The organism is Pseudoalteromonas sp. BSi20480, from assembly GCF_000241365.1.
GTDB lineage: Bacteria > Pseudomonadota > Gammaproteobacteria > Enterobacterales > Alteromonadaceae > Pseudoalteromonas > Pseudoalteromonas marina.
This window is the reverse complement of the sequence record NZ_BADX01000100.1, coordinates 28,998-46,609: the sequence shown is the minus strand read 5'-3', so window position 1 is coordinate 46,609 and position 17,612 is coordinate 28,998. Positions and strand designations below refer to the sequence as shown.

The 17,612-nt window shown below is 39.2% G+C and carries 17 protein-coding genes; 12 read left to right on the top strand and 5 right to left on the bottom strand.

Features of this window, described 5'->3' with window-relative positions; translation table 11 throughout:
• Positions 1–95 precede the first annotated feature (95 nt).
• The 3 genes from P20480_RS07325 (at position 96) to gltX (ending at position 3,017) form a co-directional block, all read left to right on the top strand.
• Positions 96–1,055, top strand: a complete 960-nt coding sequence (locus P20480_RS07325) for a GGDEF domain-containing protein (RefSeq protein WP_008130409.1) — start codon at positions 96–98, stop codon at positions 1,053–1,055.
• A 72-nt stretch (positions 1,056–1,127) separates the two neighbouring features.
• Positions 1,128–1,487, top strand: a complete 360-nt coding sequence (locus P20480_RS07330) for a glutaredoxin family protein (RefSeq protein WP_006791909.1) — start codon at positions 1,128–1,130, stop codon at positions 1,485–1,487.
• Between the two features lie 45 nt (positions 1,488–1,532).
• Complete coding sequence (gene gltX, locus P20480_RS07335; protein ID WP_008130406.1) at positions 1,533–3,017, top strand: glutamate--tRNA ligase; 1,485 nt, start codon at positions 1,533–1,535, stop codon at positions 3,015–3,017.
• Between the two features lie 96 nt (positions 3,018–3,113).
• Here gltX and P20480_RS07340 read toward each other — a convergent pair whose 3' ends face one another.
• Entirely contained in the window at positions 3,114–3,512 is a 399-nt protein-coding gene (locus tag P20480_RS07340; protein WP_008130404.1) for a hypothetical protein, read from the bottom strand.
• Between the two features lie 172 nt (positions 3,513–3,684).
• Here P20480_RS07340 and P20480_RS07345 point away from each other — a divergent pair, with 172 nt between their 5' ends.
• From P20480_RS07345 to P20480_RS07360, 4 genes are all read left to right on the top strand, one after another.
• Positions 3,685–4,386 carry a DUF3581 domain-containing protein gene (locus P20480_RS07345; protein ID WP_008130402.1) on the top strand — a complete coding sequence of 234 codons (702 nt, stop codon included), beginning with the start codon at positions 3,685–3,687 and terminating at the stop codon, positions 4,384–4,386.
• 93 nt (positions 4,387–4,479) lie between these two features.
• Entirely contained in the window at positions 4,480–5,727 is a 1,248-nt protein-coding gene (locus tag P20480_RS07350) for a DEAD/DEAH box helicase (protein ID WP_033025545.1), read from the top strand.
• A gap of 243 nt (positions 5,728–5,970) precedes the next feature.
• A complete protein-coding gene (locus P20480_RS07355; protein ID WP_006791914.1) occupies positions 5,971–6,510 on the top strand; it encodes a heme NO-binding domain-containing protein in 540 nt (179 codons plus the stop codon).
• 2 nt (positions 6,511–6,512) lie between these two features.
• The gene (locus P20480_RS07360) at positions 6,513–8,246 is read left to right on the top strand and encodes a response regulator (protein ID WP_008130397.1); all 1,734 of its coding nucleotides are present in this window, start codon (positions 6,513–6,515) and stop codon (positions 8,244–8,246) included.
• A gap of 85 nt (positions 8,247–8,331) precedes the next feature.
• On the opposite strand, the gene P20480_RS07365 is transcribed toward P20480_RS07360, so the two are convergent.
• Complete coding sequence (locus P20480_RS07365) at positions 8,332–9,288, bottom strand: methylenetetrahydrofolate reductase (protein ID WP_008130394.1); 957 nt, start codon at positions 9,286–9,288, stop codon at positions 8,332–8,334.
• Positions 9,289–9,545: 257 nt separating this feature from the next.
• Here P20480_RS07365 and P20480_RS07370 point away from each other — a divergent pair, with 257 nt between their 5' ends.
• Positions 9,546–12,425 (top strand): M16 family metallopeptidase, encoded by a 2,880-nt coding sequence (locus P20480_RS07370; protein ID WP_008130388.1) that lies wholly within the window; start codon positions 9,546–9,548, stop codon positions 12,423–12,425.
• A gap of 172 nt (positions 12,426–12,597) precedes the next feature.
• Here the strand turns inward: P20480_RS07370 and P20480_RS07375 are convergent, their stop codons facing one another.
• Positions 12,598–12,918 carry a helix-turn-helix transcriptional regulator gene (locus P20480_RS07375; RefSeq protein WP_008130386.1) on the bottom strand — a complete coding sequence of 107 codons (321 nt, stop codon included), beginning with the start codon at positions 12,916–12,918 and terminating at the stop codon, positions 12,598–12,600.
• 1 nt (position 12,919) lies between these two features.
• A complete protein-coding gene (locus P20480_RS07380; RefSeq protein WP_008130384.1) occupies positions 12,920–13,327 on the bottom strand; it encodes a hypothetical protein in 408 nt (135 codons plus the stop codon).
• Between the two features lie 302 nt (positions 13,328–13,629).
• Between P20480_RS07380 and P20480_RS19830 the strand changes: the two genes are divergently transcribed.
• The 4 genes from P20480_RS19830 (at position 13,630) to P20480_RS07390 (ending at position 16,232) form a co-directional block, all read left to right on the top strand.
• Positions 13,630–13,830 (top strand): hypothetical protein, encoded by a 201-nt coding sequence (locus P20480_RS19830; RefSeq protein ID WP_238530303.1) that lies wholly within the window; start codon positions 13,630–13,632, stop codon positions 13,828–13,830.
• 11 nt (positions 13,831–13,841) lie between these two features.
• The gene (locus P20480_RS18230) at positions 13,842–14,555 is read left to right on the top strand and encodes a GGDEF domain-containing protein (RefSeq protein ID WP_008130381.1); all 714 of its coding nucleotides are present in this window, start codon (positions 13,842–13,844) and stop codon (positions 14,553–14,555) included.
• A gap of 142 nt (positions 14,556–14,697) precedes the next feature.
• Positions 14,698–15,516 (top strand): serine O-acetyltransferase, encoded by an 819-nt coding sequence (gene cysE / locus P20480_RS07385; RefSeq protein WP_006791922.1) that lies wholly within the window; start codon positions 14,698–14,700, stop codon positions 15,514–15,516.
• Between the two features lie 35 nt (positions 15,517–15,551).
• Positions 15,552–16,232, top strand: coding sequence for a hypothetical protein (locus tag P20480_RS07390; protein WP_008130380.1), 681 nt, complete (start codon positions 15,552–15,554; stop codon positions 16,230–16,232).
• Here P20480_RS07390 and xseA read toward each other — a convergent pair.
• Entirely contained in the window at positions 16,229–17,560 is a 1,332-nt protein-coding gene (gene xseA, locus P20480_RS07395; protein WP_008130379.1) for an exodeoxyribonuclease VII large subunit, read from the bottom strand. The two genes, P20480_RS07390 and xseA, sit on opposite strands and share 4 nt — an antisense overlap.
• Positions 17,561–17,612: the final 52 nt, after the last annotated feature.

Genomic DNA, 17,612 nt, shown 5'->3' with positions numbered 1-17,612 from the left:
CTAAAAAGCATGTATTTTAATTAACTGTCTAATTATTTAGTAAAGTTATAGATTACGTCTACAATGGTTAAAAATTATTCAAATTGGGTGTGGCAATGCAAGCCAATTCATGTGGCCACGAGTGGGTAGTCGAACTCACTTGTCAGGAAGACGAAAGCCATTTAGATTCGGCTTTAATAGACGTGCTAGGTGACTTACTAAGCGTAAATAATTTTGCGATTTACATAAACAAGCACGTTACCTTGCAAGCCCCACCAATACTGATAAACACACACAGCAACTTAACATACTTAGAGCCCAGTCAAGCCCAATTAATACTCAATAAAGCAACACCTAGTAAAACAAGGGTTATTCATACGACTGATGATGTAACAACATACATCCCGGTTAATCATAGCGATACCATTCTGGGTGTTTTAATAATTAAAACCAAGCAGTTAATAACCGATAGAATAAGTGCATTAGCGATGTACATTTTAAATGTGTATGCGAATCAATTATGGATTTTGCATAAGTCGCGGCTTGATCCTTTAACGGGGCTTTTAAATCGGCAAACCTTTGACAAAAAAGTAATGGAAATAGTCACCGGTAATGGCTTTTTATTACCCCGAGAGAAAGCAGATACAAAACGCTGTTGGTATTTAGCCATTGTTGACATTGATTTATTTAAAAATGTTAACGATACATTTGGCCATGTAGTTGGTGACGGTGTAATTGCACAAGTTGCTAAACTCATAAAAAATAATTTTAGAATTGAAGATTATGCTTTTAGATACGGAGGGGAAGAGTTTGCAATAGTGTTTCAGTCGCAAACAAATACGGATGCACTTAATGCACTCTCCCGTTTACGACAGCGAGTAGCCAGTCATGATTTTGAGCACATACAGCAGTTAACAATTAGCATTGGCTTTTTAGAACTACAAAGCGCTGATACCGTTTCAAGCATAGTAAACCAAGCCGACATAGCGTTATATCACTCAAAAAAAACAGGACGGAATAAGGTGACATCATGTCACGAACTTACGCTCAGCAAAGAAGTCAGGATTTCTCAATAGTATTGAGCTTTTTTGATTGTAAATTTGTGCTAAAATCTGGCTCCTTAAATTGTTGTAGTCAGAGTATTAAGCATGAAATTCGTTCGTTGGTTTTTAGGTTGTATAATTTTATTCTTTAATTTTATATTTACTCCTCGTAGTAAAAAGCGTGCAAGCGAAGAGCAAGCCAAGCTTGATCTGCAAACCTCTCATTTTAAACTTTACCAATTTAAAGCATGCCCGTTTTGTGTGAAAGTACGCCGTGCTATTAAGCGCGAAGGCTTAAACATAGAAACACGCGATGCAAAAGACAATGAGCAATATCGTCAAGAGCTACTAGAACAAGGTGGCAAAATAAAAGTGCCTTGTTTACGTATAGAGCAAAATGGCCAAACTCAATGGCTTTACGAATCTAACGATATTATTGCGTACTTAAATAAAGTAGCTGCTTAAACGATTCATTTAATTTTTATCTCACTTATTTAAAGAGACATTATCATGACAATCCGTACTCGTGTTGCCCCGTCACCTACTGGTGACCCGCATCTTGGCACCGCTTATATTGCATTATTTAACTACTGTTTTGCTAAGCAGCAAGGCGGCGAATTTGTTCTTCGTATCGAAGATACAGACCAAGTACGAAGCACACCTGAGTCGGAACAAGCGATAATGGATAGCCTACGTTGGTTAGGTCTTGAGTGGGATCATGGCCCTGATGTAGGCGGTGAATTTGGCCCTTACCGTCAGTCTGAACGTAGCGATTTATATAAAAAATACGCACACCAACTTGTTGAGCAAGGCAAAGCATTTTACTGTTTTGCAACAAGCGAAGAGCTTGACCAAATGCGCGAAGAGCAAATGGCTGAAGGTCTGCGTCCTAAATACGACGGTCGTGGTTTAAACCACACAGAAGACGAAATTAAAGCTAACCTAGCTGCAGGTAAGCCTTACGTTATACGTATGAAAATTCCAAGCGAAGGGACCTTTAAGTTCAACGACTACCTACGCGACGAGATTGAGATTCCGTGGGAAAACGTAGACATGCAAGTGCTATTAAAAGCCGATGGCTTCCCAACGTATTTCTTAGCAAATGTGGTAGACGATCACCACATGCAAATTAGCCATATTTTCCGTGGTGAAGAATGGATTAACTCAGCACCTAAATTATTAAAGCTTTACGAAGATTTTGGTTGGGAAGCGCCAGTTCTTGGGCACCTGCCATTATTACGTAACCCAGATAAGTCAAAGCTTTCTAAGCGTAAAAACCCTACAAGTATCAATTACTACAAAGAAATGGGTTACCTACCAGAAGCGGTACTTAACTACTTAGGCCGCATGGGCTGGTCAATGCCAGACGAGCGTGAAAAGTTCACACTTGATGAAATGATTGAACACTTTGACATGAAACGTGTATCGCTTGGTGGCCCAGTATTTGACGTAGATAAGTTAAGCTGGTTAAACGGGACGTGGATCCGCGAAAACTTGACTGACGAAGAGCTTGTGCAGCGCTTTGTTGATTGGAAGTTTAACGGCGAAATGCTAGCTAAAGTATTACCAGAAGCTAAAACGCGTATTAATACGCTGTCGGATATGGTTGATTTAGCAGGTCATTTTGTAGGTGGTATTCCAACTTACGACCCAGCACTGTTAACGGCGGGCAAAGCCGACGAAAATGTAATACGCCAAGCACTACAATTTTTTGTATGGCAATTAGAAGGCTTACGTAGTTTTGATAAGCCAGCTATTTTTGCCATTGCAAAAGAGGTTGCCACATTCCACGAGCTTAAAATTAAAGACTTTTTAGAGCCAATATTTGTAGCAATCACGGGTAAAACGTCATCAACGTCGGTACTTGATGCAATGGAAATTTTAGGCTCTGACCTATCACGTGCGCGTTTACGTGTAGCACTCGCTCATTTAGGTATTTCTAAAAAGCAGGCTAAAAATATTGAGCGTGCGTACCGCACATACCCAAGCGCATAATCTTTAGTCATACTTTTTAAAAAGCCGATCTTATTAAATAAGCTCGGCTTTTTTGTTTTAGGGAGCCAGTGTTAATTAGTTCTGGTATTACTGCATTTATTTCAAGTCGTAAGCTTGACCAGTACAAGTAACCGAAATGTCGCAATAAGATTGAGGAGTTTCTCTACAAGAATTAATAGTAAAGGCATTACCGCCTCTGCGCATTGCATCCGCTTTAAGTGAATCTATGGCACTTGATTTAGCGCGATTGTAACTAACGTTACTGTTTGCACCTCGGCCATCTCCATTACAGCTCTCGCCTTTAATTCGGCCTAATAATGAAGCACCGCTTTCATGGGCTTGTTGGTCACTATAAAATTGATGCAGATCTCTTTTCTTTACATAAGTACCAATTTCATCACCTAAAACATCGTTGTTTATATTGGTATGGTAAGTAACGCCAGAACACCCAGTTAGTGCAGTTAGCACACAGGTTACAGCAAAAATACGAAGCATAATGATTAATCCCTTAGTTATTGTTGGCTTAAGAGCAAATTATCAATAAAAACAAAAGCAAGCAAAACAAAAACAAAAGTAAGTTGTATCATTTTGTAAGTGATTCGACCTCTCTTTAAATTTTTTCTGGTAGTATGGGTAAGTTATAAGCAGTTTAAGCAGTGAACAAACTATGTTAAGTCCTTACTTTCAGCAGCACGCTGACTATGTTTCTATCTCTCGTGAGCAAGGGTGTCGTTTCGCAAAGTGCGTTGCAGATGATTACAATCCACTTCATGATAAAGATGCCAAAAAGTTTTGCGCGCCAGGAGACTTACTTTTTTCTTTAGTGTTAGACCGCTACGGTATAAGTGAGCGAATGGAGTTTACCTTTGCTGGCATGGTTGACGAAAATACCAAACTTAATTTTCCACAAGGGGATGATGAGTTTGATGTAACCAACGGCGATAAGGTAATTTTAAAGGTAAAACGCGAAGGCAAAACCAGCAAATGCCCAACACTTACAAATAGCCTAATAAAAAACTATGTTGAGTTTTCTGGTGCGGCATTCCCACATGTCATTATTCCGCTAATGGGTAAGCAAGATGTAATGATTAACCCAGCGCGCCCTATGGTTATTTACGAATCGATGATTATTAACCTTGATAACATTGAGATTAAAGCACCAACGCTTGAATTTGCAGAGCCAAGCTTTGAATATACAGGTAAGCGCGGCAAAATTACCCTGCGTTTTAACCTGTTAGAAAACGGCGAAAAAGTTGGTTTTGGTGAAAAGCACATGGTGGTTTCGGGTATTCGTGAATACTGCCAAGCAACGGTTGATGACTTAATCGCATTTTATAATGAGCGAAAAGCGACCTTAAAACCAGTTTAAAATCAGCATTTAAATGAGGCGCTATTGATAGCGCCTTTTTTATTGCTAAAGCTCAGGTATAATGGCGCTCTTTGTTATTTTAAAGCTAAGCCTATGTCTGCTACATCATTTTCATCACTTAATCTCGACCCGTTATTATTAACAGCGATTGAGCAAAATAATTACACTACGCCAACCGCAATTCAGATTAAAACTATTCCGCCAATTCTCGCGGGCAACGATGTAATGGGCAGCGCGCAAACTGGCACAGGTAAAACAGCCGCCTTTGTATTGCCACTACTACATAAGCTTTTAAATACACCAAAAAAAGATGAGCAAGGCATTGCCCGAGTGGTCATTTTAACGCCTACGCGAGAGCTTGCTCAGCAAGTGTTTGCAAGCTTTGAAAAATACGCTCAAGGCAGTAATGTTCAGGGTGCTTTAGCGTATGGCGGCGCAAGTATTGGCCCGCAAATTAAAGCACTTAAAACGGCGCAAGTGATAGTGGCAACACCAGGTCGTTTGCTCGATCATATAGTCAAAGGCAGTGTGGTGCTTTCTAGTGTTGATTCATTAGTATTTGATGAAGCCGACCGCATGCTCGACATGGGCTTTATTGATGAAATAAAACGTATTTTGCGCCATATTCCAGGCGATCGCCAAACGTTATTGTTCTCAGCCACATTCGATGACAGCGTGTTTGAGCTAAGTAAAAAACTACTTAAAAACCCCGAGCTGATTGAAGTTGATAAACGTAACTCAGCCGCCGTTGAAGTAGAGCAAATTATTTACGCTGTTGATGAAGACCGTAAGCGCGAACTTGTATCGCATATGATCGGCATGAAAAATTGGCGCCAAGTACTTATATTTACGCGCACCAAACAAATGGCCGATAAGCTTGCCAAAGAAATGTGTAAAGACGGTTTAAAAACAGAATCCATTCATGGCGATAAATCGCAAGGCGCGCGAGACCGTGCACTACAAAACTTTAAAGAAGGTACTACTCGCGTATTAGTTGCCACCGATGTAGCTGCCCGTGGTTTAGATATTCCGGCGCTTAAATACGTAATTAACTTTGAATTGCCATACATAGCTGAAGACTATGTCCACCGCATAGGCCGTACGGGTCGCGCAGGCGAGCAAGGCCTTGCAATGTCGCTTGTAAGTATTGACGAGCAATGGTTACTTGAAGAAATTGAAGTACTGCTTGATACGCGTTTAGCACCGCAATGGTTAGAAGGTTATGAGCCTGACTTAAACAAAGCCCCTAAAGATAACCGAAAAAACACCAACAAAGCGCGTAAAGATCGCGATAAAAAACGTATTACAGGAAAAAGGGCTCCAAGCAGGCGCCGTAAATAATAGCCAATAGCATGGGGCAGTTAATCGCCCCATTTAGTTAATAAAAAATGAGTTTTAAATAGTATTTAGCAATTTTATACACATCAGCTGCGCTTATTTTAATGGTCACTTTTACATAAAGCGGCAAAATAAATAATCCCCCCTTTAAATCGCAATACTTTGTAAGTGTTTTTTCTTCTTACAAATGTGCATTATTACAGTTTAAATCTATACTTAATCTACGACTAATAGATTGGTAGAGCGATGAAAGGTATTATTTTTACTGAATTTTTAGAAATGGTCGAAAGCACATTTTCACCTGCCGTTGCCGATCAAATTATTGAACAAAACGAACTTGATTCCAATGGGATTTACACCAGCGTTGGTAACTATAACAAGCAAGAGCTTTTAAAATTAGTGACTTCGTTGAGCAACATCGTCGATGTTCCAGTAGATGTACTGGTTAAAGAGTACGGAAAATATCTGTTAACGCGCTTCTTGGTTTACTATCCACAGTTTTTTGAAAACCTCACTACCACGTTTGATTTTTTAGATACCATAGATAGACACGTGCATATAGAAGTGGAAAAATTGTACACCGACGTTGAGTTACCTAGTTTTCAAACCAAGCGATTAAGTGATACTCAAATGCAGATGGTTTACCATTCGAGTAATCCCTTTGCAGTGCTCGCTGAGGGGTTAATAGAAGGTGCAGCCGAGCATTTTAAGGAAAATATCAGCATACGCAGCGATATCAGTGACGATCATCAAGTTGCTACATTTAACTTAACTCTGGTCGGTTAAATATGGATGTAGCTCTTTTACAGCGCAGATTAGAACGAGAGCGTTTGGCACGAAAAGAAGCTGAAAAACTACTTGAAGCCAAATCGTTACAGCTTTACGAAGCCAATAAGGTACTCAAAGGTGCGGCTGAAAATTTGGAGAAGGAGGTTGCTAACAGAACTCACGACCTTGAACTGGCTAAACAAGATGCAGAAGCTGCGAATGAGGCTAAATCAGACTTTCTAGCAAACATGAGCCATGAGATTCGCACCCCGATGAACGCCATAATAGGCATGGCTTATTTGGCTTTAGATACTGAGCTTTCGGAAAAACAGCGCGACTATGTTGAAAAAATTCATTATTCGGCAGAGTCTTTATTAGGAATAATTAATGATATTTTAGACTTTTCAAAGGTTGAAGCGGGTAAAATAGAGCTAGAACAAAAAGAATTCAATTTTAATACCTTCCTAGAAAATCTTGTAAATATTATTAGCACGCTAGCATCACAAAGAAAAATTGAAGTGGTGTTTGATATTGACCCCTTACTGCCTGACTTTTTTATTGGTGATGCATTAAGACTCAACCAAGTACTATTAAATCTGTTAAATAATGCACTTAAATTTTCAACACGGGGTAAGGTCATATTAGCTGTAAAACTAGTTCAGAAAGTAGATAGTTATTGCAGTGTTGCTTTTTCTATTTCAGATAACGGCATTGGGATGACCCAAACACAAGTTGACTCACTATTTAAACCTTTTACTCAGGCTGATGTATCGACAACCCGAAAGTTTGGTGGAACGGGACTTGGTTTGGTAATAAGCAAAACATTGGTCGAACTAATGCAGGGCGATATTACAGTAAACAGCAAATTAAATAAGGGAAGCTGCTTTAGTTTTACTATTCCACTCAATTATTCGACTAAGCAAAATGAGTTTGAAATATCACAAATTAGAGCCAAGCGAGCACTTGTTATTGAGAGTTCAGATAGTCAGTTAACATCATTACAAACGCTGCTTTTAGGTTTTGAAGTAAAATTTGACACTGTAAATAACATCAACCAAGTATTAGACCGGCTAGGCATGCCACATGATTACGATTTTATATTTATAGATTGGCGAACTTTAAATTTAAATCATGATAGTGCTGCGCAGTCTTTGCGCAATAAGCTTAAATTAAATGCAAAAAAGCTAATTGTAATAGCGCCTTGTGAAAATAAAGCGCTAAACGAAAGCCTACTAGGGTTTGGTAATAACACTTATAAAGTACTCATAAAACCAATAATTAAAAGTACTTTGCATAACGTACTTTTACAAATTATGCATATAAAAACACTAAAAAAACCAGAATCACAAGAGAGCTTAAATACACAAAACAACACTACAAAACTGCAAGGCATTCATATTTTATTGGTTGAAGATAACCCGCTTAATCAACAAGTAGCAACACAAATACTGCGTAAAAATGGCTTAATTGTTGATATTGCTAACGATGGCCTTGAGGCATTAGATGCGCTAAAACATAAAACTTACGATGGTGTGTTAATGGACTGCCAAATGCCTAGAATGGATGGTTATACGGCAGCCATAGAAATAAAAAAACAAGCAAAGTTTAAAAATTTACCCATTATTGCAATGACTGCTAATACAAGAGAAACGGATTTATTAAAGGCGCAAGACTGCGGTATGAATGGCTATATTTCAAAGCCCATTAAGGTTGAAAGTATGTTTGAAGTAATAGCAAAGTGGGTGTGTATTTAATTTTTTTGAGTTGTTTACTTAATAAGCTGGTGAGGTAAAAAAGGCAAGCATTAGCTTGCCAAGAAGGGTGTAAATTAGTTTAACTTTACGCTATTTGTTTCTCAGCTAGGTTGAGCTCCATAGTTGCTTTTAATAAACGGTATAGGTTAATTGATGCGTCAATTTCTTCTTTACGGTTTGTTAAGCTTTCAATGTTTAAACCTAGTGGCACGTCTAGGTGTGCACAGCTTTTTAAAATTGAATCGAGATTTTCGCGGCAAATACGCACCGATTCACTCAAGGTGTTGTCTGCGTCAAGCATGCGCCATTTGGTCGCCTCTGGTACTGAAATACCCAACCACTGCATAAACTCTAGGGTTTTTTCACCGCCACATGGTGTAAACGTGAGTATAATACGTTTTGGTATAACGCCTTGTGCCTTGCAGGTACGCGCGTAACTTGTTATTAAATCAATAGTAGCTTGAGCATTATAAACCGCTTGCGATATAAAAAATTGGCAACCTTGTGTTGTTTTTTCTATTAAGCGTTCGTGTTCATTGCGTTTGCTTGCATGTCGCTCTGCAATGGTTACGCCTCCTAAAAAGAAGTCATCACTTTGCTCAGCTAATGTTTTATAAGCGTCAGGCAGGCTTAGTTTAATATCACCTTCCGACGATGGGCTACCTACTAAAACGACATTTTTTAAATCAAACTCGTTTTTAGTTTCATCTAGCCACTCTTTAAATTCAGCCTCACCGCGTTGCGCTACGCTTTTGTAGGTAATTACATCTAGGCGTGATAAGTCTTTTAACAACTTACTGTATTCACGCGGATCAACAGTTTGCTTAAATGGAAACGGACGAGCCTGATTAGTACGGCTACTCTCATCTTGAATATCGTAAATAACAACACCGTCGTATTCAATTTCGTGTAAGCGGCCTAATAGTTTTTCTGCAATGGTTTTTAACTGCGCTTTATCAGTGCCTATTTTGGGTGGCGTTGTGCCAATAAGATAAACACCTTGATTAGTGTCCTCAATTTTCTCTTGAAGTGATAAAGCCATAATCCTCATTCCAGCTCAATGGTTGATGGATTAAATATAGCAGCCATTTAGACGTCTAGATAGATTTTTTAAGTGAAAGTTTTTCAAGCAACGTGAGGATTATTCATACAAAGGAGTTCCTAAATTAAGTGCATGACACAGTTGTTTACATAATAAAGCGACTGAGGGCTCTTATATTCATTGGCTTTGGGGCATAATTAGTAGTGAAATTGTAAATATTTTGACAACAACTTTGCTCAATTTACTAAAGGACAATTATGAAATTTAAACTATTAGCAACAAGCCTTGCGGTATCACTCGCTTTAACTGGCTGTGCAATGCAAAAAAATGAAACAACGCAAACAGCAAAACAAGAACAAATAAAAAAAGCTGATGACCGTGTTTTTTCACAAGATTACCTAATTGAAGAGCTTGAGAATGGCTTACGTGTAATGGTTGTAAAAACGGATTACCCTGATGTCGTTTCGCTGCAAATACCGGTTTCTGTTGGCTCGCGCAATGAAGTGGAAGCGGGTAAAACTGGTTTTGCTCATTTTTTTGAACATATGGTATTTAAAGGCTCTAAAAAATTTCCACAAGACGAATACACCGCCATATTCAAAAATGCAGGGGTTGATAACCGTGCATACACTACCAACGATTACACTAACTACCATTTAAACTTTTCAAAGCAGCACCTTGATAAAGTACTTGAGATTGAAGCTGATATTTTCCAAAACTTAACCTACACCGAAGAGCAATTTAGAACCGAAGCATTGACGGTAAAAGGTGAGTACTTAAAAAATAACGCCAGTCCAATTCGTAAGTTGTTAAGTGCTGTGCGTGCAGAGGCTTTTGAAAAGCACACTTATAAACACACCACAATGGGCTTTTTTGAAGACATAGAAGCCATGCCAGACCAAATGGCTTACGGTAAAGAGTTTTTTGATAAGTTTTATAAGCCAGAATATGTATCGCTAGTTATTGTGGGTGATGTTGACCCAAAAGCCACAATGGCAATGGTTAAAAAACACTGGGGTGGTTGGGAAAAAGGCAATTACGTTGCCGATATTAAAGCTGAGCCAAAACAGCAAGCTCCTAAATATTTGCATGAACAAAATAAAGCCTTGCCGGGGCATTGGCTATTGGTATCGTATAAAGGTGCTGCGTGGGAACCCGCAAAAAAAGACAGAGCTGCACTTGATTTAATCTCGCAGCTTTATTTTTCAAGTAACTCAGATTTATATCAAGAGCTCGTTGTTGATAAACAAATAGCGAGTCAAATGTTTACTTATAATCCAGAAACCAAAGATCCAGGCTTACTGCATGTATTTGTAAAAGTAGAAAACGCAGATGATTTAGCAAAAGCGCGTGATGCAATTAACCGCACTTATGCAAAAGCCAGAACAGAGTTGGTCGATGCACAAAAATTAAGTGACTTAAAGTCCAACCTTAAATATGGCTTTATTAATGGTTTAGATTCTTCGCAAGCAATTGCATCAACGCTTGCAAGTTACATGCATTTTGAGCGCGACCCTGAGGTTATTAACCAGCTTTATAAATCAGCCGACAACATCACAGCAGAAGATATTAAAGCGGTTGCTAATAAATACTTTGTAGATAACACGCGTACTACTGTAACTATGTCGGCACTTGATAAAGCACCGGGGTTTGCAGAAGAGGCGAGTTTAAGTGCAGTAGTTGCAAAACTTGAACAAGCCCCAGAGGCACCTGTATTTAAAGTGCTTGATAAAACCAATAGCTCGCCGCTGATTGATGTAAACTTTTTATTTAATACAGGGGCAGCTGCTGATCCTCAAGGTAAAAAAGGTGTAGCTGCGCTTACCGCCGCAATGCTTGCTCAAGGTGGGTCGCAAAGTACCAGCTACAAAGAAATTCAAAAAGCGCTTTATCCACTTGCAGGCAGTTTTAGTTATCAGATTGACAAAGAAATGCTGTCGTTCCAAGGGCGTATTCATAAAGATAACGCTGAAACTTGGTATGCACTTGTAAGCGAACAATTACTTAACCCAGGCTTTAGAGACGATGACTTTAAACGCCTTAAAAAAGAAATGATCGACGGTATTAAGTCGGGATTAAAAGCATCTAACGATGAAGAGCTAGGTAAAGAAGTACTCTACAGCACGCTTTACAAAGGCCACCCATATGAAAGCTACAACTACGGTGATATTTCTGATTTAGAAGGATTAACGCTTGATGATGTAAAAGCATTTTACAATTCAGAGCTTACTCAATCTAAACTAACACTGGGTTTAATTGGCGCCGTGCCAAAAACGCTTAAAGCAAATATTATGAGCGATTTAGCAACCTTACCTAAAGGCGAGCAAAGCCGTTTAAGTATTCCTGATGCACCAGTACTTAAAGGCCATCATGCAACGATTGTAGAAAAATCAGCGCAATCGACGGCAGTGTCGTTTGGCTTCCCAATTGATACTATTCGCAGCAGCGAAGATTGGACTGCCCTTTGGCTTGTGCGTTCGTATTTTGGTGAGCATCGTAGCTCTAACTCATACTTATATGAGCGAATTCGTCAAACGCGCGGTATGAACTACGGCGATTACGCATATATTGAATACTTCCCACGTGGTATGTTTCAAACTAAGCCTGATGCAAATTTAGGGCGTTCTGAGCAAATATTCCAAGTATGGTTGCGCCCACTTCGCTCTAACAACGACGCGCACTTTGCAACGCGTACCGCATTATTTGAGCTGGATAAGCTTATTAAAAACGGCTTAACCGAAAAAGACTTTGAGGCAACACGTAACTTTTTAATTAACTACGTGCCGCAGCTTGTAGCAAGTCAAAACCGCCAGTTAGGTTATGCACTTGATAGCGAATTTTATAACACAGAATCGTTTGTAAAATATGTAACAAGTAAACTTGAAAAGCTAACGCTTGCTGATGTGAATCGTGTGATTAAAGATAATCTACAAACCGATAACGTGCAGTACGTGTTTATTACCGGTGACGGTGAAGACATGAAAAAACGTTTAGTGTCAGAGCAAACATCGCCAATGGTTTACAACACAGAAAAACCAGCGGCGCTTGTTGCAGAGGATAAAGTTATTGCCGATTACGCATTAGCTATTCCGGCTAACAATATTGAAGTAGTGAAAGTTGACAGTGTTTTTAAATAAACCTTAAACAAAACGACTTGTAGATAATGAAAAGCCCCACGTTTGGGGCTTTTTTATAGCATTGAGCCAACGTTTATCCCTAACCCTAAAATTATTACTGCGCTTATTATGGCTATTAATGTGATATGGCCTCGTAATTCTTTTTCTTTACGTTCTGACATTTTTTAGCGCCTCAACTCATTATAAAAAATACAGTGATCATCCCCAATATAAAGCTGACTACTGACGATAGTGCTAAAATTGAGGTTATATTACGCGTCTTTAAAACTGGACTAACATCGCAAGAGTTAGTGTTATCTTCAAGTTTAATTAATTCACCTTGGCGTACTTCCAATACAGCACATAAAGCCATTGTTGTTTCTTTTGATGCTGCACCTTCTTTCTCTATCCGTTGAATTGTTCTTAAACTAACATCGCAGGCGTCAGCAAGTTGCTGCTGAGTCCAATTTAACTGGCCTCTGAGTGATTTAACAGTTGTAGGATTTAATTGCACGTTAAAGCTTCCCTACAAATAGTTCAACAATGGTTGCAGTTGCATAGCCAAACACTGCACCGCCTAATGCGCAACCAGCAATAAAAAAGAAAGCCTTTTTAGGATCGTCAGGAAGACTGCATTGAATTTGTTTGGCAACGACTTTTGTATCTTTATAAAGTGTGCACTCCATTCGGCCTGTGAGTATGTTGAGCATGTCAAACTTTACTTGGTACTGTGAGCTCTCAAAATCAAAAGAGTGGGTGCTTGTGCAATTTACATTGCGCTTTTTACTAAATAAATCATCATTTATGTACACCTCTTCTTTACCAGTAAAGTAACTTCCAAAACAGGCTATTTGATTGTCGCCATCTTGAAAATAAAATTTATAGCCGAGTTTTTTAGTATTTAATATGTCGTTTTTCATCATCGTTATCCTTGTTGAGTTGATGATGCTAATTTAGCGTTTATTATTATTTTTTACGCCGTCATGAATATGCCAGTGAGCAGTTTGGCATATGACACTGTGTATGTCATGTGTGTTTAACTACTGATTTTAATGTGTTTTATTTAATTTTCGTTCAGGTTTAAAATGAGTGTTGCTGTCGTATCATTTTTATTCTTTGATTGGGTAAATAATAAATTTAAAGAAAAGTACGCATTTATTTTTGTCAAAAAAACGCTAAGTACATATACTTTCAGACAATTATTCTTATAAGTCTGAAGGTAAGCGTGCTAGATGATAAATTATTTTTAAAGTTAGTTTTGGACACTATGCCAGAGCAGGTTGTTGTAATTAATAAAGAAGGAGAAATGGTTTTTATAAATAAAGGATGGCAAAACTTTGGTGAAGAAAATGACTGCTCATGCGGTGCTTGGGAAAAAGAAAATTATTTACCTGTAAAAAAGCAGCAGACAATGGTGACGAAATAGGCGAAAGAGCATTGAAGGGAATTAATGCTGTTATTAATGCAGAGCAAGAAGCGTTTTATTTAGAATACCCATGCCATAGTGATGATGAAAAACGCTGGTTTATGATGCGCGTAGTACCATTTAAGTACAGTACTGATTTTTATTATGTAATTACGCATCAAAATATTACAGAGCGAAAGCTCGCTGAAGAAGAAGTCCAGAAACTGGCAAGTATTGATGGGCTTACTGATATATTTAATCGTGGTTATTTTGATAGCTTTTTAGAGCAAGAATGGAATAGGTGCAAGCGTTTAAACATGCCTCTTTCATTGGCATTAATTGATTTAGATGACTTTAAGCTACTTAACGACACTTATGGTCATCAACAAGGTGATGAGTGTTTAAAACAAGTTGCGGCAGTCCTTAAGCAATATACAAAAAGACCCAGTGATATTTGCGCACGTTTTGGCGGGGAGGAGTTTGTACTTGTTTATGGCAACACAAACTCTGAGCAAGCAACAATAATTATTAATGCTATTGTTGAGCAGCTAAAGCAGCTTAATATTTGTAATGAGCTGTCATTACCAAGTAAAACACTTACTGTTAGTGTTGGGCTGGCAAGTGTTATTCCTTGTAACAGTTATAAAATACAAAATATGGTTAAAGAAGCCGATGACTTATTATACAAAGCAAAAACTGCGGGTAAAAATTTAGTATGTGCAGCCGATTTAACCGTGGTTGACTAAATTTTAAATACTTAGTTGTTAAATGTGCTTTGTTATACCTAATAACCAGAACAAATAACTAAGGCGTTAACACCTTGAGCTTTAAATCCGTTAGACTTAGCAAAAGGCTCTTTTTTATATCAATTTAAGGCAGTTCAGTATTATGCGTCATGAAATTTGGCAACAGCTTCGAAGTGAAGCAAATGAAGTCGTCACTCGCGAACCACTTTTAGCAAGTCATGTGTATTCATGTATTTTGAACCATGAGTGTTTAGGTTCGGCGTTAAGCTTTATTGTTGCTAACAAATTGGCCGATGCTGTTGTATCTGCATTTACTATTCGTGAATTATTCGATCAATCATTTGTAAAATGCGATCGCATGCTGTCTTTTGTCGCAGAAGACATTAAAGCTGTAAAAGATAGAGACCCAGCCGCAGAAACCTACCTGACTGTTATTTTAAATTTAAAGGGGTTTCATGCTATTCAGGCTCACCGTTTAGCTAATTGCCTATGGCAACAAAACCGTAAAGAACTGGCGCGTTTTATTCAAAGCCGTACCTCTGAGGTGTTTGGCGTAGATATTCACCCGGCGTGTCAGGTTGGTAAAGGCATCATGTTTGACCACGCAACGGGTATTGTTATTGGTGAAACGGCAGTCATTGAAGATAACGTATCGATACTGCAATCGGTTACGCTTGGCGGTACAGGTAATGAGCAAGGTGATCGTCATCCTAAAATCAGAGCGGGTGTGTTAATTGGCGCAGGTGCAAAAGTGCTGGGTAATATTGAAGTAGGTGAGGGCGCACGTATTGGTGCAGGGTCGGTGGTATTAACTGCTGTGCCACCTCATACAACGGCCGTTGGCGTACCGGCCAAAATTATTGGCAGGCCTGAATGCCCGTGTCCTGCGCAAAGTATGAACCAAAACTTTTTAGCTACACCAGAGCCAGAAAACGAATCGCATACCAGCGCTATGCTGTGACATAGAATAAAAAATAAAACTTAAAAGGAATTAATATGAACAAAAATAACGTTTTAACACTTGGAGTTGGTTTTATTGCTGGTGTGGGTTTAACTTGGGGATATTTTAGTTTGGCTTCAAGTGACTCAACTCCCGCAAAGGTACAGCATGCTGATACAAAGCAGCAGACCCCTCTTGTTCAGCCAGCTAAAATAAGTGAAGCAACAGCAAAGCGTGTTGTACCAGCTGCGCCTGAGCAAAGTGCTCGCTTAGAGCAAAAAGATATTTCCCCTAAACCAGATCCACAACCCCTTGATGAGCTTCCCCTAGAAGAGCAAGTTACACAGCTTAAGCTGCAATTAGCTCAGCAAAAGTCGGTAATGGAAAGTGTGGTCAAGCAGTTGCGAGCTCCAAATGATGTGCAAGCCGCTTTACAGGCACAGTTTGATGAACAACAACGTGATGAAGAGTGGGCTTATCAAACTGAAACCGCATTACAGGATTTTTTACTTACCGCAGATTTAGCATCGATACCTGATATTGTCAGCGCAGAATGTAAAACATCGGTTTGTAAATTTAAACTTGCAGCGCCAACGGATAACGATTCATTCGATCATACCCAATGGCGAGAGCTAAACGATAAGTTAATGAAGCAAAAGCTTTGGTTGCAATTTAAAAGAACAACCTCGACTTCAAGCGACACCGAACTAACGTTACTAATGGCAACAGAGCTTTAAAGCGCTGTTGACTTTATAGAGCCATCGACCAGCTCTGTAACTAAAACATCACCGGCTTTAATTTGACCCACAGATTTAACCACCTTCCCTTGTTGTGTTTTAGTGATGCTATAACCGCGTGCTAAAACATTAAGCGGGCTTACCGAATCTAGCTTACTTGCTTGTAATGCCAGGCTATTATTGGCTTGTTGTAATTGTTGTTGTATAGCTTGGTTTAATCTTGCTTGTAACTGCGAGAGCTGATGAGAAGCTTGTGCTAGCTTTTTGTCGGGAGATTGACGCATTAAACGTGGCGTTAAATTATTAAGCGTGCGCTCTTGTTGGTACAACCGGCTTTGCATAGCTTGTTGTAAGGCAATACTTAACTCATCTAATCGCTGCGCTTTTTGATTGAGCTGATTGCGCGGGTGGCATAGATTTAAACGATGCTGCAATTGGGTTGCGAGTGCTCGCTTATCTGCAATGCTATGTTTAAATGCATTATTTAAGCGGCTAATAAGCTGGGTTACTTTGCTATGCAACTCTTGCGTGTTAGGACTGACAAGCTCAGCCGCCGCAGAGGGGGTAGGGGCCCGCATATCGGCAACATAATCACTGATTGTGGTGTCTATTTCATGGCCTACGGCACTTATAATAGGTAAATCACTGTTATAAACAGCACGGGCAAGTTGTTCGTGGTTAAAACACCACATATCTTCAAGTGAGCCACCACCACGGCCCAAAATAAGCACATCAACCTCATTGCGCACATTGGCTAGCTCTATTTGGTTAATTAAATGTACGTGGGCTTCTTTACCTTGCACCATGGCTGGGTAAATAATGACTTCTAATTGCGGTGCGCGGCGTTTAAGTACGGTTAATATATCTTTTATAGCTGCGCCCGTTGCAGAGGTGATTACACCAATACGGTTTATATTTTGCGGCAGTGGTTTTTTGTATGCAGAGCTAAACAGTCCTTCAGCAGCAAGACGCATTTTTAGCGCATCGAACTCTTGCTTGAGTTGACCTTCGCCTGCCGGTTCCATATGTTCAACAATAAGCTGGTAATCGCCGCGGGGCTCATAAAGTGATACGCGTGCTTTTACTGTTACTTGTGCGCCGTTTTCTGGGCGGTAACTTTGGCTTCGGTTATTACCTCGCCACATAGCCGCTTTAATTTGTGCTTTGTCATCTTTTAACGAAAAATACCAATGCCCAGAAGCTGGCGCAATAAAATTAGAAATTTCACCAGTAAGCACTAATGAAGCAAAGCCTTGCTCAAGTACTGTTCTGATCTCTCTATTAAGACGCGAGACGGTATAAACCGTTTGCGAAGGCTTTGAAAACATAAAAAACAACCTAAAACTATTTATGAGGCAAGTTATAAGGGAAGTTTATCAT

Bases quoted from the DNA above. Each gene is read 5' to 3' on its own strand.
- P20480_RS07325 (WP_008130409.1), top strand. From the start codon at position 96: ATGCAAGCCAATTCATGTGGCCACGAGTGGGTAGTCGAACTCACTTGT.
- P20480_RS07330 (WP_006791909.1), top strand. From the start codon at position 1,128: ATGAAATTCGTTCGTTGGTTTTTAGGTTGTATAATTTTATTCTTTAAT.
- gltX (WP_008130406.1), top strand. From the start codon at position 1,533: ATGACAATCCGTACTCGTGTTGCCCCGTCACCTACTGGTGACCCGCAT.
- P20480_RS07340 (WP_008130404.1), bottom strand. From the start codon at position 3,512: ATGCTTCGTATTTTTGCTGTAACCTGTGTGCTAACTGCACTAACTGGG.
- P20480_RS07345 (WP_008130402.1), top strand. From the start codon at position 3,685: ATGTTAAGTCCTTACTTTCAGCAGCACGCTGACTATGTTTCTATCTCT.
- P20480_RS07350 (WP_033025545.1), top strand. From the start codon at position 4,480: ATGTCTGCTACATCATTTTCATCACTTAATCTCGACCCGTTATTATTA.
- P20480_RS07355 (WP_006791914.1), top strand. From the start codon at position 5,971: ATGAAAGGTATTATTTTTACTGAATTTTTAGAAATGGTCGAAAGCACA.
- P20480_RS07360 (WP_008130397.1), top strand. From the start codon at position 6,513: ATGGATGTAGCTCTTTTACAGCGCAGATTAGAACGAGAGCGTTTGGCA.
- P20480_RS07365 (WP_008130394.1), bottom strand. From the start codon at position 9,288: ATGGCTTTATCACTTCAAGAGAAAATTGAGGACACTAATCAAGGTGTT.
- P20480_RS07370 (WP_008130388.1), top strand. From the start codon at position 9,546: ATGAAATTTAAACTATTAGCAACAAGCCTTGCGGTATCACTCGCTTTA.
- P20480_RS07380 (WP_008130384.1), bottom strand. From the start codon at position 13,327: ATGATGAAAAACGACATATTAAATACTAAAAAACTCGGCTATAAATTT.
- cysE (WP_006791922.1), top strand. From the start codon at position 14,698: ATGCGTCATGAAATTTGGCAACAGCTTCGAAGTGAAGCAAATGAAGTC.
- P20480_RS07390 (WP_008130380.1), top strand. From the start codon at position 15,552: ATGAACAAAAATAACGTTTTAACACTTGGAGTTGGTTTTATTGCTGGT.
- xseA (WP_008130379.1), bottom strand. From the start codon at position 17,560: ATGTTTTCAAAGCCTTCGCAAACGGTTTATACCGTCTCGCGTCTTAAT.